General features: G+C 51.0%; 19 protein-coding genes. 11 read left to right on the top strand and 8 right to left on the bottom strand.

Annotated elements, in window-relative coordinates:
- Positions 1–148: 148 nt before the first annotated feature.
- The 5 genes from AC6I77_RS20295 to AC6I77_RS20275 all read left to right on the top strand — a co-directional run bounded on the left by AC6I77_RS20295 (position 149) and on the right by AC6I77_RS20275 (position 8019).
- Positions 149–1711 (top strand): pyridoxal phosphate-dependent decarboxylase family protein, encoded by a 1563-nt coding sequence (locus AC6I77_RS20295; RefSeq protein ID WP_008924644.1) that lies wholly within the window; start codon positions 149–151, stop codon positions 1709–1711.
- A 1-nt stretch (position 1712) separates the two neighbouring features.
- Positions 1713–3005, top strand: coding sequence for a lysine N(6)-hydroxylase/L-ornithine N(5)-oxygenase family protein (locus tag AC6I77_RS20290; protein WP_039661441.1), 1293 nt, complete (start codon positions 1713–1715; stop codon positions 3003–3005).
- Position 3006: 1 nt separating this feature from the next.
- On the top strand, positions 3007–5361 hold the full coding sequence (locus AC6I77_RS20285; RefSeq protein ID WP_497817267.1) for a GNAT family N-acetyltransferase: 2355 nt from the start codon (positions 3007–3009) through the stop codon (positions 5359–5361).
- A 76-nt stretch (positions 5362–5437) separates the two neighbouring features.
- Positions 5438–6664, top strand: coding sequence for an MFS transporter (locus AC6I77_RS20280; RefSeq protein ID WP_497817266.1), 1227 nt, complete (start codon positions 5438–5440; stop codon positions 6662–6664).
- A 215-nt stretch (positions 6665–6879) separates the two neighbouring features.
- Positions 6880–8019 carry an amidohydrolase gene (locus tag AC6I77_RS20275; protein WP_442843769.1) on the top strand — a complete coding sequence of 380 codons (1140 nt, stop codon included), beginning with the start codon at positions 6880–6882 and terminating at the stop codon, positions 8017–8019.
- A 177-nt stretch (positions 8020–8196) separates the two neighbouring features.
- Here the strand turns inward: AC6I77_RS20275 and fhuE are convergent, their stop codons facing one another.
- Positions 8197–10419, bottom strand: a complete 2223-nt coding sequence (fhuE, locus tag AC6I77_RS20270; protein ID WP_337028588.1) for a ferric-rhodotorulic acid/ferric-coprogen receptor FhuE — start codon at positions 10417–10419, stop codon at positions 8197–8199.
- Between the two features lie 443 nt (positions 10420–10862).
- Between fhuE and pagP the strand changes: the two genes are divergently transcribed.
- Entirely contained in the window at positions 10863–11432 is a 570-nt protein-coding gene (gene pagP, locus AC6I77_RS20265) for a lipid IV(A) palmitoyltransferase PagP (RefSeq protein WP_039661446.1), read from the top strand.
- 18 nt (positions 11433–11450) lie between these two features.
- On the opposite strand, the gene AC6I77_RS20260 is transcribed toward pagP, so the two are convergent.
- On the bottom strand, positions 11451–12533 hold the full coding sequence (locus tag AC6I77_RS20260; RefSeq protein ID WP_181405302.1) for a tyrosine-type recombinase/integrase: 1083 nt from the start codon (positions 12531–12533) through the stop codon (positions 11451–11453).
- Between the two features lie 422 nt (positions 12534–12955).
- On the bottom strand, positions 12956–14065 hold the full coding sequence (locus AC6I77_RS20255; RefSeq protein ID WP_105099760.1) for an SDR family oxidoreductase: 1110 nt from the start codon (positions 14063–14065) through the stop codon (positions 12956–12958).
- A gap of 1091 nt (positions 14066–15156) precedes the next feature.
- Here AC6I77_RS20255 and AC6I77_RS20250 point away from each other — a divergent pair.
- A complete protein-coding gene (locus AC6I77_RS20250; protein ID WP_003855058.1) occupies positions 15157–15387 on the top strand; it encodes a hypothetical protein in 231 nt (76 codons plus the stop codon).
- Positions 15388–15569: 182 nt separating this feature from the next.
- Here the strand turns inward: AC6I77_RS20250 and AC6I77_RS20245 are convergent, their stop codons facing one another.
- A complete protein-coding gene (locus tag AC6I77_RS20245) occupies positions 15570–15833 on the bottom strand; it encodes a hypothetical protein (RefSeq protein WP_369700130.1) in 264 nt (87 codons plus the stop codon).
- Between the two features lie 997 nt (positions 15834–16830).
- Between AC6I77_RS20245 and AC6I77_RS20240 the strand changes: the two genes are divergently transcribed.
- The 4 genes from AC6I77_RS20240 to AC6I77_RS20225 all read left to right on the top strand — a co-directional run bounded on the left by AC6I77_RS20240 (position 16831) and on the right by AC6I77_RS20225 (position 21927).
- Positions 16831–17562: a fimbrial biogenesis chaperone gene (locus AC6I77_RS20240; RefSeq protein WP_231572349.1), complete on the top strand. Its 732-nt coding sequence runs from the start codon at positions 16831–16833 to the stop codon at positions 17560–17562.
- Between the two features lie 72 nt (positions 17563–17634).
- The gene (locus AC6I77_RS20235; RefSeq protein WP_003855056.1) at positions 17635–18171 is read left to right on the top strand and encodes a CS1 type fimbrial major subunit; all 537 of its coding nucleotides are present in this window, start codon (positions 17635–17637) and stop codon (positions 18169–18171) included.
- Positions 18104–20659 carry a TcfC E-set like domain-containing protein gene (locus tag AC6I77_RS20230; protein ID WP_497817265.1) on the top strand — a complete coding sequence of 852 codons (2556 nt, stop codon included), beginning with the start codon at positions 18104–18106 and terminating at the stop codon, positions 20657–20659. The genes AC6I77_RS20235 and AC6I77_RS20230 overlap by 68 nt, the downstream gene beginning before the upstream one ends.
- Positions 20656–21927 (top strand): hypothetical protein, encoded by a 1272-nt coding sequence (locus tag AC6I77_RS20225; protein ID WP_497817264.1) that lies wholly within the window; start codon positions 20656–20658, stop codon positions 21925–21927. Before AC6I77_RS20230 ends, AC6I77_RS20225 begins: the two co-directional genes overlap by 4 nt.
- Before the next feature lie 452 nt (positions 21928–22379).
- Here AC6I77_RS20225 and AC6I77_RS20220 read toward each other — a convergent pair whose 3' ends face one another.
- The 4 genes from AC6I77_RS20220 to AC6I77_RS20205 all read right to left on the bottom strand — a co-directional run bounded on the left by AC6I77_RS20220 (position 22380) and on the right by AC6I77_RS20205 (position 25431).
- Positions 22380–23072 carry an amino acid ABC transporter permease gene (locus AC6I77_RS20220; protein ID WP_003855051.1) on the bottom strand — a complete coding sequence of 231 codons (693 nt, stop codon included), beginning with the start codon at positions 23070–23072 and terminating at the stop codon, positions 22380–22382.
- A 16-nt stretch (positions 23073–23088) separates the two neighbouring features.
- Positions 23089–23793: an amino acid ABC transporter permease gene (locus AC6I77_RS20215; RefSeq protein WP_003855049.1), complete on the bottom strand. Its 705-nt coding sequence runs from the start codon at positions 23791–23793 to the stop codon at positions 23089–23091.
- A gap of 64 nt (positions 23794–23857) precedes the next feature.
- Positions 23858–24673, bottom strand: a complete 816-nt coding sequence (locus AC6I77_RS20210; protein WP_003855047.1) for a transporter substrate-binding domain-containing protein — start codon at positions 24671–24673, stop codon at positions 23858–23860.
- A gap of 20 nt (positions 24674–24693) precedes the next feature.
- Positions 24694–25431, bottom strand: a complete 738-nt coding sequence (locus AC6I77_RS20205; RefSeq protein WP_497817263.1) for an amino acid ABC transporter ATP-binding protein — start codon at positions 25429–25431, stop codon at positions 24694–24696.
- Between the last annotated feature and the right edge of the window lie 4 nt (positions 25432–25435).

The following is a 25435-nucleotide window of genomic DNA, read 5'->3' as shown; positions in this document are numbered from 1 at the left end:
TTTTTAAGGTTAAAACCCTGGCGTCTTTGGTTGTCAGGATTTTTATCTGGTTAGTCAGATTTATGTTTACTGGAGTTGTTGAGCGCACATCCAACGCTGCTGGCTTAATGCCGGCAGGGTCACTGGTATTAACGCACAGGAACTGAACATGCTTTTACGCTCATCCACACAGGCGGCTCTGGATCTCGCGCCAGCCTCCAACGCCAGCGGTGCCGAAACGGCCATTTTTAACGATCAGCAACTGGCGGCCTGGTCGCAGCAGACTCAGGAAGTGCTAACGCTGATGACGCGCACCGTTACCGGCGTAGAGAAGCCCTTCAGCGGCATTCTGCCCCACGAACTGGCGGCGGAGTTCAGCGAGGTCAATCTCGATCACCCACTCGGCAACAACGAGGATGCACTGGCGGAGCTGAGCCAGCTCTATCTTCGTGACGCCGTCTGGTTTCACCATCCTAAATACCTGGCGCACCTGAACTGCCCGGTGGTGCTGCCCTCGCTGATGGCAGAGCAGATTATGGCGGCAGTCAACAGCTCGGTCGATACCTGGGATCAGAGCGCAGGCGGCACCCTGATTGAGCAGAAGGTGATCGACTGGACGCTTGGCCGTATTGGTCTGCCAGCCGGTTCGGATGGGATCTTCACCAGCGGCGGTACCCAATCCAACCTGATGGCAATGCTGCTGGCGCGTGACAGCTGGTGTGCCGCGCATCATCCGGGACACCTGATTAAGCATCGTGGCCTGCCTGAAACTGCCTCGAAATGGCGGGTGTTTACCTCGAAACTCAGCCACTTCAGCATCCAGAAGTCGATGGCGATTCTGGGACTGGGCTATGACGCGGTTATCGCCGTTGATCACGATGACCATTACCGCATGGACGCGGGATGTCTGGCACAGGAGATCGCGCGTTGCCGCAGTGAAGGGCTGATCCCGATTGCGGTGGTCGCCACCAGCGGCACCACAGACTTTGGCAGCATCGATCCACTGCCGGAAATCGCCCGTCTCTGTGACGATTACGGTTTATGGATGCACGTTGACGCCGCGTATGGCTGTGGCCTGCTGGTCTCTGAAAATCATCGTTCCCGCCTGAATGGCATTGAGCGCGCGGACTCCGTGACCGTTGATTATCACAAATCGTTCTTCCAGACCGTCAGCTGTGGCGCCTTCTTTGTGCGGGACAGCCAGAATCTGAAGCATGTCACGCACCATGCGGACTACCTCAATCCGCTCAGCGCCCAGCAGGAAGGCACGCCGAATCTGGTCAACAAAAGCATTCAGACCACCCGCCGTTTTGATGCGCTGAAAATGTGGCTGACACTGCGCGTCATGGGCCCGGCGGCGCTGGGTGATGCCTTTGATACCCTGATCGATCTGACACAGGCTGCGCACCAGCTATTAACGGCGCATCCGGCCATTGAAGTGCTGCACGCGCCTGAGCTGACTACCCAGATTTTCCGCTACATTCCCGGCAAACATGCCAGCGACGCGCAGATCGATGAGATCAACGCCGCCATCCGTAAAGCGCTGTTCCGCTCCGGTAATGCGGTGATCGCCGGAACCAAAGTGGATGGACGTCAGTATCTGAAATTCACCCTGTTAAATCCCACCACCACCATTGCCGACCTCGAAGATGTATTGAGCCTGATTGCGCATTACGGCCGCGAACAGGTTCGTGCTTCTGCGCTGAGCGCGGCGAATCAGGGAGCGATCTGAAATGAATAATCCTGTTTACGATTTTATTGGCATCGGCATTGGCCCTTTCAACCTGAGCCTGGCCTGTCTGAGTGAGCCGGTTGAGGGATTAAACGGTATTTTCCTGGATGAGAATCCCGGCTTTGACTGGCACACCGGCATGATGCTGGAAAACGCCCATCTGCAGACGCCGTTTATGGCCGACCTGGTGACACTTGCCGATCCCACCAGCCCGTACAGCCTGCTTAACTACATGAAGGAAAAAGGAAAACTATACTCTTTTTATATCCGTGAAGACTTCTTCCTGATGCGCAAAGAGTATAACCAGTACTGTCAGTGGGCCAGCTCGCGTCTGTCTAATCTGCGCTGGAACAGCCATGTCGAGTATGTCAGCTACGATGAAGCGGCCGGCATTTATCACCTCCAGGTGACCGACACCCGAAGCGGAGAGAAACAGCGCTATCAGGCGCGTCATCTGGTGCTCGGCACCGGGCCAAAAGCCTGGATGCCGGCGTGCAGCCAGCCGCACCGCCAGCGCCTGACCCACTCCAGCCATTATCTGGCCAATAAAGCGGAGTTGCAGCAGAAGCGTTCAATTACCGTGCTGGGTAGCGGCCAGAGCGCAGCGGAAATCTACTACGATCTGCTGACCGATATCGACCGCTTTGGTTATCAGCTCAACTGGATCACCCGCGCGCCGCGCTTCTATCCGCTGGAGTACACCAAGCTGACGCTGGAGATGACCTCGCCGGAGTGGGTGGACTATTTCCACGCCCTGCCCGCCAGCACACGCGACGAGCTGAATGCCCGTCACAAGAATCTCTACAAGGGAATCAACAGCAGCTTAATCAATGACATTTACGACCTGATGTATGTGAAACAGCTTGACGGCGATCTCAATGTCAATCTCTTCACACACTCGGCACTCACTGCGATGCGCTGGCTGCCGCAGGGGGAATTCGAACTGACGCTGCATCAGGAAGAGCAGGATTGCACCTTCACCCGTCGCACCGAAGGACTGGTGATGGCGACCGGTTATCACTACCAGCCACCGATGTTTTTAGAGGGTATCCACGCCCGCCTGCGCTGGGATGACAAAGGCCGCTATGACGTTCAGCGCAACTACAGCATCGATCATCACAATCAGATCTTCGTGCAGAACGCCGAACTGCATACCCACGGTTTTGTCACGCCGGATCTCGGCATGGCCTGCTACCGCAACTCAGTCCTGCTGCGTGAACTGACCGGACGCGAGGTGTATCCCATCGAGCGTCAGATCGCCTTCCAGACTTTCCCGGCTAAATCGGAGCATTGAGATGAGTTCACCAATACTGTTCAGGGCCGATCGTCCCGCAGGCCAGTTTACCCTGAGACCGATGCTTGAGCGCGATGCGTCACTCATCCACAGCTGGGTCACCCGTGATTACGCGCGCTTCTGGGGCATGCAGCAGCAGAGTCTGGAACAGGTCGCGGCGTTTTATCAGACGCTGACCGCATCCGATCCTCATGCCGCGCTGATTGGCTGCTGCAATGACAAGCCCATCTGCCTGATTGAGTGTTATCGCGCCCGCGACGACGAGGTCGGCACGTTTTATCCGGCCGCGCCTGATGATTACGGCATGCACATTCTGATTGCTCCGGCCAGCCAGCCAATCAAAGCCTTTAGCTGGCAGGTCTTCACGCTGGTGATGGACTACATGTTCAGCCGCCCTGAGGTAAACCGTGTCGTGGTAGAGCCGGACGTGCGCAATGAAAAAATTCACGTGCTGAATAAACGCGCCGGATTCCGCTATCAGCACACCATCGACATGGGCCATAAAACCGCCTGGCTGGCCTTTTGCCAGCGGGACGATTATCAACACGCGTTACTGCAGGAGTCGCAGACCATGAATACCTCCGCTTCACTGACCGACGGCACACATCTTACGGGCGACAACTGGACACAGGCCAACCGCATGCTGATCCGCAAAGCGATTGCCGAGTTCACACATGAAAAAATCATCACGCCGCAGGCATCGCAGGATGGCAGCTATCAACTGGCGGTGCCGGGCGGTGAAGCAACGTACCATTTCCAGGCGGCGCGGCTGGCGCTGGATCACTGGGAAATTGACGCGAAGTCACTACGCAAGCAGGAGAATGGTCGCGATCTGCCGCTGGATGCGCTGAAGTTTATTGTGGAATTCAATGGCGAGATTGGCATTCCGCAGGCGTTGCTGGCGACCTATATGGAGGAGATCAGCAGCACACTGTGCAGCAGCGTGTATAAACTTCAGAAGAATAATCCCGACAGCCAGGCGCTGGTCACAGCCGATTTCCAGACCGTGGAAGCGGCAATGACCGAAGGCCATCCCTGCTTCGTCGCTAACAACGGACGTATCGGTTTCGATGCGCAGGATTATCTGGCCTATGCGCCGGAAGCCGCCGCGCCCGTACACCTTATCTGGGTCGCTGTTCACCGCCGCAATGCCCATTTCTCCAGCCTTAGCGGGCTGAGCTATGAACAGCTGATGCGTGATGAGCTGGGCGACACCACCGTGGAACACTTCAATACGCAGCTGGTGAATAAAGGGCTGGCGGTTGAGGACTATATCCTGATGCCTGTGCATCCGTGGCAGTGGCAGAACAAACTGCTGACCGTGTTTGCGGCGGACATCGCTAATCACGATATTGTTTATCTTGGCAGCGGCGACGATGCTTATCAGGCGCAGCAGTCTATCCGCACCTTCTTTAATCGCAGCCAGCCTTCTAAGCGTTATGTGAAAACCGCACTGTCGGTGCTGAACATGGGCTTTATGCGCGGTCTGTCACCCTACTATATGGCGACAACCCCTGCCATTAACGGCTGGCTGGAACAGCTGGTGGCGGGGGATGCGTGGCTTCAACGCTGTGATTTCCGTATCCTGCGCGAAGTCGCTTCCGTCGGCTATCACAACCGCTACTATGAGCAGGCGATCAAAGGCGATTCCGCCTACAAAAAGATGTTTGCAGCGCTGTGGCGGGATAATCCCGCGGCCAGCCTGCAACCTGGCCAGCGTCTGATGACCATGGCCTCATTCCTGCACGTTGATCACCATCAGCAGGCTCTGCTGCCTGCACTGATTGCCGACTCCGGTTTGCCAGCGAAGCAGTGGATTGATCGCTATCTCACCTGCTACCTCAGCCCGCTGCTGCACTGCTTCTATCAGCATGACCTGGTGTTTATGCCGCACGGTGAAAACCTGATCATGCTGCTGGAGAACAACGTGCCAGTCAGTGCTTACATGAAGGATATCGGCGAAGAGATTGCCGTGATGAACCCGGATGCCGTGCTGCCGGAGGGCGTGCAGCGCCTGGCGGTGGATGTGCCGGAGAACCTCAAATTACTGTCGATCTTTACCGATGTATTTGACTGCATCTTCCGCTTTATCAGCGCGATTCTGCATCAGTCAGGAACGCTGCCGGAAGAGGATTTCTGGCAGGCGGTGGCGCAATGCGTGAAGGATTATCAGCAGGCGCATCCCGAGCATGCCACTAAGTTCGCCCGTTATGACATGTTTGCGCCGGAGTTTACCCGCTCCTGTCTGAACCGCCTGCAGCTGGCGAATAATCAGCAGATGATCAACCTTGCCGACCCCGCCGAGAATCTTAAATTCGCGGGTACGCTTGTCAACCCGATTGCCCGCTGGCGCTAAACGTTACACTGTCACTCTGGTTTAATGCGGTCACTTCGGTGGCCGCTTTTTAATGGTTATATTGCAGGTATTCATCATGGCTTCTTTTCTCCCGGTGGCGCAACTGACCCGCCGACATCTCATCTTTCCGCTGTCGCTGGTCTTATTCGAGTTTGCCACCTATATCGCCCATGACATGATCCAGCCCGGCATGCTGCTGGTGACACAGGAATTTAAGGTCGGGCCTGAATGGGTTTCTACCTCGCTGACCGCCTATCTGGCGGGTGGCATTCTGCTGCAGTGGCTGCTTGGACCACTCTCGGATCGCATCGGGCGGCGTCCGGTGCTGCTCAGCGGCGTGGCGTTTTTTATGCTCTCCTGCATCGCGACCCACTGGGTACAGAATATTGAACAGTTCATCCTGCTGCGGTTTCTTCAGGGCATGAGCCTCTGCTTTATCGGGGCGGTAGGTTACGCGGCGATACAGGAGGCGTTCACAGAGTCGCTCAGCATTAAAATGATGGCGCTGATGGCCAACGTCGCCCTGCTGGCCCCACTGGCCGGGCCGCTGGCGGGCGCAGCTTTTCTTACCGTGGGAGAATGGCGCACCCTGTTCTGGTTGATTGGGGCTGTCGCGGCGCTGGCGCTGGCCGGGCTGTGGTATGCCATGCCTGAAACGGCGGGCGATCGTCAGAAACCGCTGTCGCTGCGTTCGATTATTGGCGGTTATGCCTTATTGCTAAAAGAACCTCAGGTGATGCGCGGCTCGCTGGCGATCGGGCTGGTCACCGTGCCCTGCATTGCCTGGGTAGCATTGTCGCCCGTGATTTTGATCCACGGTGCGCAACTGAGCCGCATCGACTATGCGCTGTTACAGCTGCCGGTTTTTGCCGCCATGATTGCAGGTAATCTGACTCTGGGTCGATTATCCAGCCGTCTGCCCATTGAACAGCCTGTAAGACTCGGTGCATGGCCTGTGGTCTGCGGACTGACCATTGCAGCGATCGCCACCATGATTAACCCAGACAGCTATCTGTGGCTGACTGCCGGAATGAGTCTCTACGGTTTTGGCACCGGACTGGTCAACGCCGGACTGTATCGCATGACACTTTTTTCCAGCCGCGCAGGCAAAGGCAGCGTGGCAGCGATGCTTGGGATGGTGAGCATTCTGATCATTGCACTCGGCATTGAAGCCGCAAAAACCGCGTATTTCAGCTTCGGCAACGGTGGTTTTAGCATAGTGAATCTGATCTGCGGTCTGCTATGGCTGGGTCTGGTCAGCGCATTCCTGCGTGCAGGACAGCGAAAATTATGCGCGGAGTAGTCATTACCCAGCTATAAAAAATTGCGGGATGGCAAAACAGTGTTTGTCATTCCGCACGCTCAGAACACTGATTAAATCTCCTTCACTTCCGCATTGATTTTATTCAGATAAGCTTCGACCAAATCGTTACTTTATCTGCGTGTTGCGTCATTCGATGATGATTGCGCCTGCTGAGGCAATGGATAAATCTTTTATGCCGGAAACACAGGGATACCATGACTTTGCCTTTAACTGAACAACTGGTGCAGTGGCGTCGCGAACTGCACCAGCATCCTGAACTTTCGAATCATGAATATGCCACTACGGAACGGATTACACGCTGGCTGGAACAGGCAGGAATCCGGCTGAAGCCGCTGGGGCTGAAAACCGGCGTCGTGGCAGAAATCGGTCATGGCGAACCGCTGATCGCCCTGCGCGCGGATATTGATGCGTTACCGATTGAAGAAACCACCGAGCGACCGTGGCGATCACAGCAGCCGGGCGTGATGCACGCCTGTGGTCACGACGTTCACAGCGCCGTGATGCTCGGTGTGGCGTTGCAACTGAAACAGCAGGAAGAGACGCTGCCAGGCCGGGTGCGGATTCTGTTTCAGCCCGCCGAAGAGACTTTCAATGGCGCGCGTCAGCTGATTGAAGCCGGTGCGCTGGAAGGCGTTCAGGCGATATTCGGCCTGCACAATGCGCCTGACCTGCCGCTGGGCATGCTTCAGAGCCGGGCGGGTGCGTTTTATGCCAACGTCGACCGCTTTGTGATCCGCATTGAGGGCAAAGGCGCGCATGCCGCACGACCAGATGAGGGGATCGATTCGATCGTGATTGCCAGTCATATCGTGACGGCACTGCAGACCCTGCCGAGCCGGGTATTCAGCTCGCTGGAAACGGTGGTGCTGAGCGTAACGCGCTTTACCGCCGGTAATACCTGGAACGTGCTGCCGCAAAGCGTTGAGCTGGAGGGCACCGTACGCACTCACAACGGCGAGATTCGGGCGCAGATCCCGCACCGCATGCGGTCGCTGATTCAGGGTATCGCCGCCGGGTTTGGTGCGACCGCAGAACTGGAGTGGACCGAGGGACCACCGGCCCTGATTAACACGCCAGGCTGGGTGGATGTTGCTCTGGACGTTGCAGAACAGAGTGGCTATCTCGCGGAGCATGCTGAGTCGCCGCAGATGGGCGGAGAAGATTTTGCCTTCTATCTGCAACAGGTGCCGGGCGCGTTTGTCAGCATCGGCAGTGCCAGCCAGTTTGGGCTGCATCATCCCGCCTTCGATCCGGATGAAGCGCTGATTGGTCCGGCGGTGGCGTACTTCACCCAGCTGGTACCGCGTGCGTTGCAGATTGTCGCGGCGCAATGACGAAAAAAGGAATGCCGGTGACGGGTGACATCGCATTTCAGGAGCAGCCTGAAGCGATTGTGGTGGAGTCCACTGAAGGTTTTAACCTGGCACTACGTTTTACCTGAGTGCAGACCTGTTATGTTGTGAAAAACGCCTCAAATGAGGCGTTTTTCACAGGCGTTACAACGATACAAATCAGAAGGTGTAGCTGGCGGTCACTGAAAAATTACGCGGTTCGCCGTAGACCACAGAGCTGGCCACGTTGGTGTCATACTCTTTGTCGAACAGATTATTGAGATTGCCCTGCAGTGACAGGTTTTTGTTCACCTGATAGCGGGCGAATAGATCAACCAGTGCATAGCTGCCCTGCCGCGCGCGCCAGGTGCCATTACCTTCCGGGCCGCCGACATCGTTCCAGACGTGCGTCTGCCAGTTCACGCCGCCACCCAGCGTCAGCTGCTGCAGTGTCGGCAGACGATAGCTACTGAACAGGTTAAAACTGGTCTGCGGCAGTTGCGGGTTAAACGTGCTGCCATCGCGGTTTTCCGCGATGTAACGCGACCCGCCAAAAGTCATCTGCCAGTTGTCGGTTAATGCACCGTTGACTTCGAACTCCACACCACGACTCACAACCCCTTTGCGGCCAACGTAGGCAACATCTCCAGAGCCCTGAATGGTCTGCGTCGTCGCTTCACCTGCGTTATCCAGCTCCGTGCGGAAAACTGAAACGGAGGTTGTCAGGCGACTGTCCAGCCAGTCAGATTTCACGCCTGCCTCGTAGTTTTTACCGATAACCGGCGACAGGTAAGCACCGCTGGCATCGCGGTAATCCTGGGGCTGGAACACCGAGGTATAGCTGGCGTAAGCCGACCAGTTTTCGGCGAAGTCATAAATCAGCCCGCCATACGGCGTAATGTTGTTTTCTTCCGCTTCGCCACTTAAGGTTTCGCGATTCCAGTTGGTGTAACGGGCGCCGAGAATCAGGTGCAGCGGATCAGCAAGTGACAGGCGGGTTGCCATGTAAGTTGATTTCTGGCGAACCAGTTGGGTATCGCTGGCAGGCAGACGCGGTGTCCAGTTGGATTCCGGATACTGGCCGTTGAAGTCGTTATAGTTACCTAACGACGCCGACGAGATATTCTCAAAGGTGCTGAAGTACTTATTATCCTGGCGGGTGTAGTTGACGCCCACCATCAGCTCATGCTGGCGCCCCAGCAGTTCATACGGGCCGCTGGCAAAAGCATCCACTGCATCCACTTTCCGTTTGCCGGTGTTATAACCGGTTCCGCCCACCACCGGATAGTCAGCATAGGAAGAGACACCCGCGCCGGTATTGCGATCGAAATAGCCATCAAGATAGATCTGCTTACTGTCCAGACGCATCTCGTTGTGCGCCCCGTTCAGGGTGATGTTCCAGCCGTTATCGAAATCCTGCTTCAGGTTTACAAAGAGTTTGCGATTCTCTTTGTCGTTATAGGCCCAGTCAGGCGCGGTGTTGTAGCCGCGACGGGTATGAATCTGTGTGCCGTCCGTGTACCAGCGTGGTGCGCCGCCCCACATGGTGGAGTCGGTGTTGACCTGACTGAACTCATAACCGACAGAGAGCGTGGCAGAATCCGTCAGATCGGCGTCAACTACGCCATAGATGAACTGTTTTTTAGCGCCGTAGCGTTCGATGAAGCTGTTGTTATCCTGCCAGCCTGCAACCAGTCGGCCACGCACATTACCTGACTCACTGAGCGGCGCCGAAAGATCGGCAACATAACGCTGTTTGTTCCAGCTGCCGTAGCTGGCAGAGACGGTGCCGCCGAATTCTTTGCTGTCCGCATGTTTGCGTACCATATTGATGGCTGCTGAAGGATTGCCTGGCCCGGTCATCAGCCCCGTTGCGCCGCGAACCACTTCAACGCGCTCATACAGGGCCATATCGGTCTGTGCATCGCCCAGGTTCCAGCGTTCGGCAAAAGCAGTCGGAATGCCATCGACCATATAGTTGTCGATCATAAAGCCGCGCGCATAGTAGTTAGTGCGGTCCATATCCCCACTGATACCGTGGATTCCAGTGGTATTTGCCAGCACATCATTCAGCGACTGAAGTTGCTGATCAGCCATTCGCTGCTTGCTGACAATGCTGACTGACTGCGGCACATCACGCGCAGTGCCCAGCATTTTTGTACCTGCACGGGTAACCGGGACGCTGTAATCGGTTTCGGGCGAAGAGACCGCAGCAGCATTATCGGCAGCGGTAACGGTCAGAGTCTGGTCAGTGCTGGCAGCGGGTGCCTGAGTCTCTGCGGCATGCGCAATGTTATGTGCCAGTGATGAGGCGACAATCACGGCCAGCAACGAGAAGCGAAATGGACGTTGCAGAGCAATCACGTTCTTAATCCTGGGATGCTGAAGATCGAAGGCGTTCATTAATTCCTCAATTATCTTTATGTTTTTATGCTGCCATTATCACGGCCCTGCATCCTGCGGGCATCGCCTGACTGCTTATGCTCAGAGAAATCAAAAACCCTCTCGTAAGCGTTTACGCGCAAGTGTGAAAAAACTTTAAAGCAAATGAGAAATATACGCATTGCGATTATCAATGCAAGATTTGGTTAACAAACAATGCTGATTCTTTCAAAAAAGTATTTATCGGGTTCTGACTGCTGGAGAGGATCGCCAGCAAGGAAGGGATTTTCACATCAGTGTAAAAGCGAATTTAACCTCGGTAAGCAAATGCTGCTTCACTATAAATAATTATAAAATCCTGTAATGCCCGTTCATTGAGCTGAAGTTTCCCTTTCTCATGCAACAATCCCCGTCTTGATTCATTTTTTTCCTTATTTAACACCAGATATTGCAGGAATTCGTCAATGCGCAAAATTTTACCTCTTAAAGCGCTGATCATTACGTCCGTTTTCAGTGTATTTTCAGCCTCCGCCGCCACACTTATGCAGAATGTAAGTTCAGGCTGGGAAAATTTCAGCAATAACGTCGCCACCACCTGGCAGCAACCTGAGGGTATCGACTTTTACCTTCCCGCTATTACCTGGCACAACCGTGCAACCTACGATCGGGAACATATTAATAAATATAATGAAAGACCCTGGGGCGCAGGTGGCGGGATTTCCCGTTACGACGAAAAAGGCAACTGGAACGGCATCTATTTAATGGCGTTTAAGGACTCCTTTAATAAATGGGAACCCTTCGGTGGCTATGGCTGGGTGGCAACCTGGCGGCCGCTTGCTGATCAGAGTTTTCACTGGGGTGCAGGTTACACTGTTGGCGTGACCGCACGACACAACTGGGACTATATTCCGGTGCCAGCCGTCCTGCCACTGGCCTCAATCGGCTATGGCGATCTCGATTTCCAGATGACCTATATTCCCGGTACGCATAACAACGGGAACGTCTATTTTGCCTGGCTGCGCTACCACTTCTGATTATCCTGAATGTAAGCGTTAGCGTGACATCGCCATGATAGAGAGATCGTTCAGGGAAAGCGTCTCGCCATCATAGCGATGTCGCAGCAGATAATAACTTTCGCAGTGAATAATCTGCTCAACCGCATCCGAAAAGGTGTTCATCGCGCTGCGCATCTGGCTCAGATAGTCATGAGTGTCATACACCCGGTCGATACCCTCCAGCGCATGATTCATGATTTTGCGGGCCACATCATTAGGCGTGTCGAGCGCGGAAAGTTTAGATCGTGCGGTCCGGCGCAAATCGCGCGGCGTAAAGGCTTCCAGCCCGAGTCCGCGTGGAGCGCGAATCATCCGGCGCAATGCCTGGTTCAGTGCGCCTTTTGACAGTGGCTGTTGCGGATCCCGTGGCGCAGGCACCAGCCAGGGGGAATCGGGATCCGCATCGCGCAGCAATGCTTCAATGCATTGCTTCATCAGGGGTGAAATGGGTAACACATGTTCCCGCTGTGATTTGTTGCGTGTGCCCTGCATCCACAATCCTAACTGCAGATCGAACTCCGTTTTTTGCGCCTGTACGATTTCATCAGGCCGTCGGGCACTGACAAGACACAAACGCAGCGCCCAGCGGACTTGTTCTGATAATGCCCAGTTGTCCAGCCCATGCCAGAAAACCCAAATTTCCGCATCAGTGAGTTGCCGACTGCGCGGCGGCGTTGAGCGACCTGCGACATCCCGTTTCTTCATTGAGGCAATAGGTGAATGATCGAGATAACCCTGCATCTCAGCCCAGGCAAGGAATTGTTTAGTCAGCGCAAAGACCCTTCGCGCCTCCTCTTTTTTACCGTCGGCAATCAGAATGTTGTAGAGCCGGTTGAGCCGTAAACGGTTCAGTGCTTTGAGGGGCAGCAACCCGATGTTGGGCAGAACATGTTTTAGCAGCGATGAGATCGCAATCTCGGGACGCCGACGGCTACTTAGCAATGACAGTTTGACCCAGACTTTCATCACCTGCTCAACGGTGCCCTCATCGCCAAAATTATCCAGCTCACTAAGCGTGGCAGTTTTTACCTGCTCCAGCCAGACCAGTACATGACGGCCCACATACGCTGAACGGTCCATGGTCTGAGTCAGATTTGTTGTCACATCGCTACCTTGTTACTTCACTGCAAAGCGGGACATTCTAATGACAATGTGCATGTGACTCCAGACCTATTAAGTCTGGAGTCACAAAGACGCGTTTTGAGTAAAATTGAAGGCGTTGATGGGGTGTTATGCTGAACCAGAAAAGGGATTTTTACTGGATAAAAATGCGATACAGAAGCGCTTCAGGAGTGAAACATCAACGTAATGATCTTGTGACTCACTTATGTTCCTCAATGCCATCCATGGCGTATAAATTCCAGTCTCAATCGGGCAGCAAGTGATACCAGCCCGGAATGAACGCTGTGCGTCATTAGCTGCCAGCCTGACAGGATAATGATTTACACAGCCCGCTCTTCACCAAAACAGCATGTGCTTTACTGGCAGGCTCACCGTATCCACTATTTGAAATCAACCTGCATCAACTCGGCGATGGTGGAGTCGCGGGTTGTTACTACGCAGCGATCCAGGTAATCGGTAAATCTTGAGGGTTTGTTCATACCCAGTTGCAGCAGTTTGGAATTATCGAATACCACATTCAGGTTTGAGAAATGACCATACAAATTCATGGCGCGCAGCATGATGCGCTCGTTGCAGGGCCCGAACAGATCCTTAAAGGTTCTTCTGCTGTCAGAGAGCTGTTTATAGGACACCTTCTGATAATCAACGCCGAGTGCCCTGCTCCCTGATGCTTTAGCCATCGCTTCGTCAATTTCAGCGAAGGTCACACTGCTTTGTGTGCCAGCAGAGATATGAATCACCTCATTAATGACGTCTTCTGCATCAAGCAGCATCACCAGCGCATCCGCGCAGTAATCAACCGGAACGACATCAATACGATCGTCCAGGTCGCAGGTGAATTTCCCTAATGCCAGCGCCATACGGAATACCCAGAAAATACTGGCTGACGGCAGACAACCCTGATCGGAATGGCCCACGACGATTGATGGCCGGGCAATGACCAGAGGCAGTTCCGGCAGCTTTTCGGTCATCATTTTTTCAATTGAGGCCTTACTCCAGGTGTACTCGACAACATGTTGATCGCGGCTGGAATCCAGTCCGCCTTCAGTCACCAGCGAGCCACGCTCCGGTGCACAAGACATCGCCGTACCCACGTGGATAAATTTCTCAAGTCCCGCGACACGGCTCATGCGTTCAGCGAACTGGAATGTGCCTTCAACATTCACTTTCCAGATAGTGGGATTGTTACCAAAAGAGGCAACGGCAGCACAGTTAATAACGTGGGTGACGTCATTAATCCGGGAGTCATTGATAAAGTTTTCCGTTAATGCCAGATCACCTAAAATGATATTTTCAGGTGTTAACGTGTGAATAACTGACTCACTTAAGCCAAAGTTTTTCAGGTTAGCTTTAAGCCTTTTTAGCCCTTCTTCAACCGTCTCGCCTCTGACCAGCAGCAGCAGCCTATCCTTGACCCTGTTCTGTAATAAATTTGCTACAACAGCCCCGCCTAAAAAACCTGTAGAACCAGTAATAAGGATTTTTTTCATGATAGTGCCATTTAATCTGATTGATCAAAGGAAGCATTACTAAACCGCTTCCCAAACAGGAAACAATTAAAAAAAATAAATTGTTCAGGTAAATCATTTCTGATGTATGCGCTGGTGAGTTCAGGTTTACTGCTGAGTCCGACGTCAATGCTTTCCAAACCTGTCACTTCGTAAACCCGACCAGTATAAAGCCAGTTTCTATCGCCAGGCTCAACAACACTGCAGATATTTTACGAAACACGTTCGTTGAAGATTTATTTATATTCTACACAGGAGTAATAACTGCTGACCTCCCCACTCTGCGGCTAAGTTGCCGCTTTAATTTGAACCATTTTCCTCAGTCGGGATCAAGCTATATTAGATTTATATTTTGTGAACTTTACAGGTTAGTTATAAATTAAGTTTATTAAGAATCCATTAGGACTGAATTATTTTTCAAAGATTGTCTGCAGGTTAAACAAAAACAATTTAAATTATTCATTAAGCAAGCCGTTTAAATAGCGTTTAATTATCATCGTTTTGTCTCTGCCAATCATAATAGTCTTTTTAAAACGCAGGCGCTCTGAGACGTTTCAGTGCCGCGTCAGACAGAAACGGTTTCCCGGCGAGGGAATTTAACGCAAGAACGACACCCGCTCAAAGCATGACCAGTTCTCAACAGGATGCCATGGGTATTTTGTATGAATACGATCAATCCCTGACAACCCAGCCAGCCAAAGGCTCTCTTACTCGCATGAATGGCGTGAAAAGGGTCGAAACAGGCCGATGGGAAAGCGCGCGTCATGTCACGTTTAAAAGTATCGAGCCAAAAGAGCAATCTCTGCGACAGCCGGTTATTCTTCTGGTTCACAGTGACTACATGCCCTCTCACTTTATAAAGGAAAAGAATTCCTGCACGAAATATTATCTGTAAACAGATGCAGATTACTATTCTGAATAAAAACTCGCCATTTTTTCGCCTCACTGGCTGAAAAGCGTAACCACAGGTAACTATCTTCGTGATATCTGTATCCTGACGAGAGAAAAGAGCCAAAAAGGAGCTAAGCTCTGATGAGTTCAACGTGCAACTATGACTACCAGGATATTGAGTAATGAAAAAATTATCAGTTATCGTTATTGCTACCGGCCTGTTTTTGTCAGTAAATTTACAGGCTAATGCTGAGGGATGTCTTAAAGGAGCCGCAGTTGGAGGCGTGGCAGGTCATGTTGCTCATCATGGTGTTGCCGGAGCTGCAGCAGGCTGCGCAGTCGGTCACCATATGGCAAAGAAGAAGCAGAAAGAAGCTGAGAAAAATCAGCAGGCACAGCAGGCTCAGAAATAAGCTGAACTTTGGTGTTGACCTAGACCCGCCAATAGCCGGATAACACTTTATCCGGCTATTGTTGATTTTTATTGTTAACTACCCAGAATAAATACAGGTGTAGCTGTGCATGAACAGCAGGGATTCGCAGCTTATGATTTACGCTGGCTCATAAAATTATCACCTACCAATTCCGCAGTTATTTAAGCATCATGATTTTGACGCCATTCATCAACCATCTGTTTAGAGACTTCTTTTTTATAACAGGTCGGTGCATAACCACCCTGCTTGCTCCATGCGCTTCGTCCGCCACAGCTACTGCCATTTCGCGCAGCACTAAATGGGCATGCACATACACCTGAATATGAGACGATTGAATCCTCGATAATGCGCTGGCGAATGAGATCATCGTTTTGCTTTGATGTCTTCGCTTGAGACGCACCAACCCAAAATATTGTCAGGAAGATAACCAGACTAAAAACGATTCTGTTGTTATTCACGATTTCCACCAGAAGTGAGGACGATAATTTAACGCAGTCCAATTCATCTCAATCCTGTGAACAACAGACTATTGTGTGCCTAATCCTGGAAATGTTCGGTGTCAGAGGCGAAGGCGAAGATTCTTACCCAATAAGATATCAAACGAAGATTACGCATTAAAAACCATATCTAAGCCACAGTTCAGAGAAAATCAAAAGCTAATCATAGCGTTCGACCTCCTGAAGACGTTTTTACGAGATAACAGTTATCATCGGCCACATGATTATTCATGAATGCTTTCACAAACGCTTCCTGATTGATAGTTAGATATGTCAGTTACCGTAGCCTTACAGGTTTTGGTCATGATAATGATAAAAAATCTCCCTGATATGACACTGACCATTAATTTTATTTACTTTGTAACCCTCCAGTTATTAAATGAATATCAGTACTATCATCTAAATTATATCTAAATATTAGAATAAAAACCTATATACTTCTTCTTTATACATATAGATTGTCGCAAGCCTTCATCAATGTACAATTCTCAAACCCAGAGCACAGTGATTTGTCATCTCAGATAATGACATCACGTTTTATAGCGTTGCTTGCCTGAGGTTGGTTTTAGGATTCACGCTAAGCTTTATTCATTATGGGAGAAGGTCGTGGAACAAAAAAGAAAAGATAAAGTTATTGAGAAGTAATTTAAACAATGAATATGGCCAGCTGTAGTTGTTGATCGTACAACTCTATACGTTATGAACCTTAATTCTGGCTTGATATTTATAATTGCAATGCTGGATAGCAACCCCTTAATCATGGAATAAATTCAGGAATGCTGGCTTTTTCATTCTATCAGCCAGTACAGGCAAAACGGGTGAAACAGTATTGTGACATTTACTCATGGCCTTCGATCAGGGCTGAGTAATTCTATAAAGTTGGTTTTTTATGATAGTAAAATATACTAATCGGATAATTTCCTGTGTGAGTGCAGCCCTTGTTTTATTGTTATTTTCGCCATCAACTTTCGCTACACCGGTTATTGGCATCGGCAGTATGTATGATGTCCTGACGCCAGGAATGCAAAGTATGACTAAAAGAATATATAACACAGGTGACTCCACCGCATTTGTTCGGGTTGAGATTCTTGAAATACATCCTGAGCGACAGGATAAAAATAATGAGTTACCACAAAAAGAGGTATCCGGAAAAACACTGGAACGTGAGAGACTTATTGTGACACCACAGCGCCTTATTATTCCCCCATCAGGATTTCAGAGTGTCCGTATGCTCTGGCCTGGTGAGCGTAACAGTGAGCGATATTTTCGCATCAGATTCATCCCTGTTATGCCAGAGAGCGACGATGGCTTTGGACTTGATAAGAAAGCAGTGAGTGAATACCGTAAAGAAAACCTGCAGGCAGGACTTAATGTCCTCACCGGGTACGGAACTATTCTAATCGTCCAACCGGAAAAGCCTTTATTTAATACCGTGATACACGATGCGGCGCCAGACTCTTTATCAGTGCGAAATAACGGCAACGCTACGGTGTCACTGGATGCAATACGCCAATGTAAATTTGCGAATACGGATTGTGGTTCCGTAACACGAGAATTCATTCTTCCTGGCCGAACACACGATGTGAAACGGAAGGCAGGATATAAAACGAATTTCACTCTGATTGAGGGAAGCAACAAACGGAATTTGAGTTATTAATTCCGTAAATATCTTCAGGCGAAAGTTTGCCTGTAATTAAAGACCACTTAAAACATTAGGATATTATTAAACATGAAACGCAACCTTTCTATTCTTAAAAAATCCTTTTCTACCGCACTAATTTCCTGTGCAATTTTAGGCGGCGCAGTTGCGCATGCAGCTGACAGCCAAAGCTATACCATCAATTTATCTGCAACTGTTCCTTCAGATACTTTTCAGGTGATCCCTGTTGATTCTGGCTGGATTAACCAGACACAGGATATGGCTTACGACATTTCTACCAGCAAACTTAAAGTCTTTGAGAAAGAGTTTCAGTATAAAAATACCAATGGTGGTATTCAGGCAACACTGACCGGAAACCTCAACTCTGATGGTAAACCGCAGCTATCTAATGGAACAGATGTTATTCCTCTGGCTGTGACATTTAATGGTGTAACCCTTAGCAAAACAGCTACAACTGTTGTTACCAATGAAAATGCCAAAGCCGGTGGTCGAACAATGTTAAAAATTTCTCAGGCTGATGAGAAGGCTCTTGATATGAGTGGTTCGTTCACTGGTTCAGTTGCAATGGTCTTTGAACCTGCTGTCGTTACGCCGCCAGAGTCCTGATAAATATGAGTTAAATATTTCATTGAGCACACCAGATGAGGGCCGCCACAGGATTGTGGCGGTTTTTTATGAAAAGACTCTTTTTGCACTTATTTTACTTCCGCTTATATCCCATGCTGATGATATGATGCTGGCCGCAAATATGCGGAAATTACCTGAAGATTTCCGCCGGTACTTCTACAACTCTGAGATTATTGTTCAGGTCTATCTGAATGACAGCCGGTTATTTGATGCGGCGGTTGCCTTAAAAGAAAATGGAAATATTCGTCTGCTGCGTATAATCGATGACGCTCAGGATACTGACCCGGAAATTCAGACGCTATGGCGTGATTTACTTGCAAAAGGCGTATCGATTGGTAAATGCGAGAAAAACTGTCCATCCGGCCTGATGGCGGTGCAGTACAAACTTGATAATTCTGTGCTGAAACTTTATACCCAGAATTATGAGACAGCCCGTGCCAGAAGCACATACATTTCCATGCCGGAAGAAACACCCGGTGGAATAATTATGTATAACGATGCATCGGTTACAACCTCGGAGGCATCACGAAGCTGGGGCATAAATTCATCGCTCACTTCATCTCTTGCTAACTGGAGCCAGAAAGCATCCTTTCAGTCATCCGGAACGAACGGTAGATATAACTATAGTAGTTCTAGTCTTTATGAACTCTACACGCAAAAAGAACTTCAGGGCAGTTTTATTCGCCTGGGCTTTTTTACTCCAGACAATGATACCGGTAATGTACAGACATCCGGATTCGGTTACGACACCGTAGTCGGTGCAATGTGGGGAACTTCAGATACACTCCTGGTCAGTACGGACAGTGTCAGCGCCTGGCCTGTTTATGTGACTGGACGTAATCGATCCATCGCAGAAGTCTGGCGTGATAATCGCCTGATTCATACCCAGGAATTACAGGCTGGTGTGCAGGCGCTGGACACCCGTCAGTTGCCTGGTGGCATTTACGATATAACCATTAAAATCATTGAAAATGGGCAAACCGTCGATACTCAGCAGGCGCAGATCTACAAACCTCAGGGATGGAGCGACCCAAACCGACGCTGGCGTATGAATCTCTGGAGTGGCCAGCACAGAACCCTGGCTTCTGGAAAGGGTCGCGTACGAGACGATAACCCTTATGCCGTTGGGGGTGGCATTGATGTGCTGGCACACCCCCGTGCTGTTCTGGGCATTAGCGGAGCGGCGACAGATAAAGAAAATCAGGTCAGAACACGGGCGAATATAACGCTATCCCCTGATGACAGTCTTTTTGCCCAATACACGCTGGGAAACACAGAATATCAAACGAACCAAAATACCGACATTCGCTATTATCGCAATATCTCCGGTGGCAGTTCTGCCAGCATATTCTGGCGCTCAACAACGTCAGATATCTATGGGCACAGAACGTCATCACGCCAGCAGGGCGATACATGGGGAAGCACCCTTTCGCTCCGGCTTCCCTGGTCAACATCCGTCATTGTTAACGGGCAATATATGGATACTGTCTGGCGCCGCGGATTGGGTGCCGATATATCACTGACCACGCTGGCCTCTCTGTCCGGACATGACATAAATTATCGGGTCAGCGCATACGACCGCCCCGGCTTTAATGACAATCGTCGCGACCATGGTATTTCATTTGGTGTCAGCATCTCACTGGCACCGGCGGCACGGCACATCCTGTCAACTGAAACAGGCATGAACCAGAACCATGGGTATTCCAGTCTGAACTATCAGTGGCAGCCCGGAGAGGACAGTAGCATCCGCACTCTCGGAGGCGGCGTCTCATACAGTCAGCTAAATACCGTCATCAGCGGCAATGCCTCAGTTGATACGCCGTACGTTAGCGGAGATGGTTACGTTCAACATAATACTCAGGGTAATACCAACGTAGCGGGCGGTAATCTGAGCCAGGTTCTGGTTATTGGCGGAGGCAAAATGGCGTCTGTCAACGGAAGTAAAAGTCGTAGCATGGAGTCCGCCCTGATTGTCGACGTGGACTCAGATGATGACACGACGAATATCCTGGCTTCAGGCCGGATGGCTGAGACGCGGTTGAAAGTGGGGCGTAATATTGTACCGGCAGAGTTGTGGAAAAAAGATAACGTCCAGTTTACCGCCAGTGGCGGTGATGCTGTACAGGTCTCTCCAGCCTTCGACAGTGTGCAGATGCAACGTGGCAGCGTGAAATACATAAAAGTAAAGGCAGTGAAGACCTTCACTCTCGTAGGGATGCTGCAGGACGAAAATGGCAATGTCCTGAGAAACCGCTATGTGAACACTGATGTAGCCAGTGGCGTGATAAACGCTGAGGGAGTACTGACACTGGACTCCGGAACAGATAACAGAAAACTTAAGATCAGGGCCGAAGAAGGTTTACCCGCAATGCAGTGTGACCTCCCGACCGGAATCGACAGAAATAAAAAAGTGCAATTCATCAGCGCAATAAAATGCCGGGCTATCGACACGGGAGACAAAAAATGAAGAGCGTAATATTACGGTTTTTGATGAGCACCCTGCTGCTTGCCGGCTGTGCATCGGCCAACGCCACAACAATGGATATCACAGCATCGTTTTCACCTTCAATGGATAATCCGGAAAATAATGCGTTCACGAATACCACACCGCAAAGTGGATATTGTGCCACATGGCCAGCAAACTGTGCCGGCGGGATAAAAAGTCTGGCGACTGGACTGACACTTACCCCATCCAGAGGGCTGACACCACAGGATGACAAAAGAGAGAGTCTTTTTTTTAAATGGCCCTCGTCTACCCGGAAAATAATGGTTACAAATATAGAAACGGGAAACACGCAGGAGGTGTATTTCAGGGTATCGACGTTTAGTGGTCGTTATACTGCCAATAGTGACGCAGGAGTATACAATTGGGGTCGGGGAGACGCTGCTTTCAGTCTATATCCTGATGGCGGTTGCAGTAGTTTACATCCAGGGTGGGGCAGTTATGTTTGGCAGGCATGGTTATGGAGCGTCCCAGAAGGAAATTCCGGTTGTTATAAAATAACCAGTGTTGAACGCCCGGTTGGCGATAGTAAATTCATAAATAAAGTCAATGAGCTAAGTTTTGGATATGACCTCAAAGCCCCAGATCCATTGAAAATGGAATCCGGAATTTATACTGGAAGGCTAGCCCTACGTGTCGGACCTGGAGGCGATATCGATTTCGGTGACAACTTTCAGGCATCAGACAACGAACTCGATATCAATTTTACACTGACCGTGAATCATGAACTCAAACTGACAACGACACCCGAAAACCGGGCAGTGTCCCTGCAGCCCTGTGCGCCCGGCCGCATCTGTAGTGAAGAGGAAGGTTCTGCAAACTGGGAGCGCTGGATGGTGAACCGTATCACTCCTGAACTGACCGGAAAAAGTAACTTTACTCTTTCAAGCTCTGGCGAATTTACGGTTTATCTCCAATGCGAGCAGCAGAGCGGTTCAGACTGCGCCCTTAAAAGCGACAACACGCCTTCGCAGACCGTGCCCGTCCGGACCCTTCTGACCCTGCCGGAGAATATTATTGATCATTCAACAGGCTCAACCGTGTCAAAACGGCGACTGACCACAGGGAAAGATTTAACAAAAAACGTATTCACAACAAAAAGCTTTGGTCAGAACAGAGCTGGAAGCATCGAATTTCTGGTAGGGCAAAAAGACGTTGATACCATGCTAAAAACCCGCCCGGATACGTATCGTGGTGCTGTAACAGTCATCTTTGATCCGGATATTTATTAAAATCAATCTGGCAATGCCGCCGTTTTTATCATGTTGATGGATTAAAAGGCGCTGAAACAGAACGTTTCCGTTGCGGGCAATCAGTTCGCAACGGGAATAATCACGACATCAACGTTTTATCATGACTCTTCATCACAACGATAAAAATGCAGTTAGTAATTCACTTATGTATAGCGCAGTAACTGGCTGATACGCATTCAGGGTGAATGCCGTTCATCCTGTACGGGTTATTCAGTCATCAACAATGGGGCCTGCCCTGCTCCAGGGTTTAAGGGCATGCCTGTATAGGCCAGGTGTCTGTTTTCGGTTCATGGTCTGACTAAACGACATAAAAAATCCGGAAACGAAACGCTTCCGGATTTTTATACAGTTGCTGGATTGTTTAATCGCCAATTATCAAAACGGCATCAACCCGTTTAGTGACTTGCCGGTCAGGTAAAGCACGATACTGATTAAGTCCGCACGCGCAGCGCTGCCTCAATCCTGTCAGCAATTCGGGTGACTAAGTAGGCAATTACCATGTAGAACACCACCGCAATCAGGAAAGCTTCGAGATAATAGAAGTTCAGTGCTGCCGTCAATTGTGCCTGAGCAAAGATATCGACTACTTCGATGGCAAATGCCAGCGACAGCGCTTTCATGATCACCATAAAAGCATTTGCCAGATCGGGAATCGCCGCGACGATAATCTGCGGGAACATCACCCGACGAAACAGCTGTCCGCCGCTGTAACCGAGTGACAGGGCGGCATCCGACTGGCCGTTGTCAAACGAGTTCAGTGCCCCTTTCCACACTTCAGCCTGGAATGCTGCGACGCAGGCGCTTAACGCCACGATTATGATCACCCAGTTCGGCAGCGAGTGTGCATTGACTTCCACGCCCAGTAACGTGGCAACAAAGTGCAGCGCCGGAGGCAAGCCGTAATAGGCTAGGAAAATGACCACTACCATCGGCACACCTTTGAAGGCGATTTTGTAGATAATCACCAGCTGGCGCAGCACCGGCATGCGGCGATGCTCAATAAAGGCAAACAGCCCGCCCAGTAGTGTCGAACAGATAAAAACTGTAACAGCCATCAACAGCGTCACTGGCACCGCATCAAGAATGCTCCAGAAGTCCGGCAGCAAAACCTCAGCATCAAACATGGTTTTTCTTCCTCACTCAAACGCTGGTGGTGAACTTCACGCGCGCAGCAGACTTCGAGCTGTATTTCGCATGACGTTGTTCAAAGAAGCGGATAACCAGCCATGCGACGCCGCACAGCAGCGAATAAAGTACGGCCAGCACGAGATAGGTGCCGAACTGATACTGGTTGTAATCGCGTTCCATAATCAGGTGCGCGGTCGCCATCACATCTGCTGCACCGATGTACATCACCAGTGCCACGTTGTGAATCAGATAGATGATTGCATTACCGTAACCCGGCAGCGCAAAGTGCACCGCCTGCGGGCCAACGACACGCAGCATTTTCTGGCGGAAACTGTAACCAAGGCTGTCGGTGGCATCGTGCTGACCACGTTCAACCGCGAGGTAAGCCGGGCGCATCACTTCCGATAAATAACCGCCGTGATACAGGCTCAGACCAATCATTGCCGCCACGTTGGCCGTGAAGAAGTCGTTAAAGCCAAAGTTATCGGTGATCAGTGGCATGCCGTAGAAAGCCACAAACAGCTGCAATACAACCGGCACGCTGCGGGCATAAGAAACGTAGAGATCGGCCAGCTGGCTGAGCACGGGAATACGGCGCACGCGGAAAAAGGTCGCGATCAGCGCCAGAAAAAACCCGACAATCATCGCCACAAACATGATGCCGAGCGTTAAAGGCAGTGCCGACAGCAGTTCTGGAATCATGGAGGAAAGATTCACGGTTAAACACTCCTGCTAATAAGGACAGCATGCGCCCGGCTCATCGCCGGACGCAGTGAATCTATTACTTCATGTATTTGGAGACGTCTTCGCCAAACCACTTTTGCGCCAGCTTATCCAGCGTGCCGTCCGCCTTCAGCTCTTTCAGCGTTTTCGTGATGTCATCATTCAGTGCCTGATTCTGAGCAGAGCGGTGGATCAGAACATAGGTATTGTTAATGACCACCGGCTCACTGGCTTTGATAGCCAGCTTCTGGTTGTCGATTACTGTTTGCTCACCGAGGTTTGAAGGCAGGATGAGTGCGTCATATTTACCGTTCTGTACTTCTTTCAGACGATCCGGATAAGGCACCCCGGCGCTGGACGCTTTGATGGTGATCTTGTCGTTCGGGTTATCCTGCTGCCACTGGGTGACGAACTTATACACGCCCCCACCTGCGGTGACAGGCACGATCTTCTTGCCGACCAAATCTTTCATACCATTGATATTGCTATCGCTGCGGCTGTAGATCTTCATCAGGCTGGCACCGATTGGCGCATCAGGTATCAGGAACTGTTTGCTGCGCGCAGGCGCTTTATAGTATCCGCCGGTGGCCATGTCATATTTGCCGGTTACCAGGCCGGTTTCCTGTGCGATATCCGCCGCACCTTCCATCACAAATTTGTACTGTGGCAGTTTCGCGTTGATGGCTTTCAGCACGTCCGGCTCGTATCCCTCGGGTTCGTGACCAATTGCGCCCCATGACAGCGGCTTGGATTCTGCAGCGGTGGCGATTTTGATAGTACGAACGGCGTCAGCAAAGCTGTTACCGCTGATCAGGGCCAGTGCGATGATGCCAGGCGCGGCCAGGCGACGTAATGTGGTTTTGATTGCAGGCATGTTTTTGATTCCTTTAATTATTAGAATACTTTTTCTGAGTTGAGGAACTGGGCAAGGCGCGGCAGCGTTGGGTTATCAAACATCTCTGCTGGCATCCCCTGCGCCGCCACCACACCCTGATCCATAAACACGATGCGATTCGAAATGCTTTTCGCAAACTGCATTTCGTGCGTCACCAGCAGCGAGGTAATGCCGGATGACGCCACATCTTTAATCACTTTAAGCACTTCACCCACCAGCTCAGGATCGAGCGATGAGGTCGGTTCATCAAACAGCATCACATCCGGACGCACCGCCAACGCACGGGCGATACCGGTCCGCTGTAACTGGCCGCCCGATAACTGCGATGGATAGTGATCGAGCCGGGTTCCCAGGCCTACGCGTTCCAGCTCCTGCACGGCGATGTCGCGCGCTTGCTGTTTGGTTTTACGCTGGATAACAATCAACGGATCCATCACATTTTCCAGCACCGTCATATTTTTAAACACGTTAAACTGCTGAAACACCATGGCAGTGCGCAGACGGATAGCCTGAATCGCTGCTTTGTCGGGTGACTGATAATCCATGCGGATCTGGTCGAGTTGAATCGTCCCCGCTGACGGCTTCGCCAGGTAGTTAATGCAGCGCAGCAGCGTAGTTTTCCCCGTACCACTTGGCCCAATGATCGAAACCACATCGCCGCGTTTTACTGACAGATCGATACCTTTCAGAATCGGGTTACTTCCGTACGCGAGCGTAATATTGTTGAGTTCTAACATCCGG

Source organism: Pantoea sp. X-Soil-ISGK-259, assembly GCF_059730705.1.
Note: the sequence above shows the minus strand (reverse complement) of the source record. Positions and strands in the feature narration are given on the sequence as shown.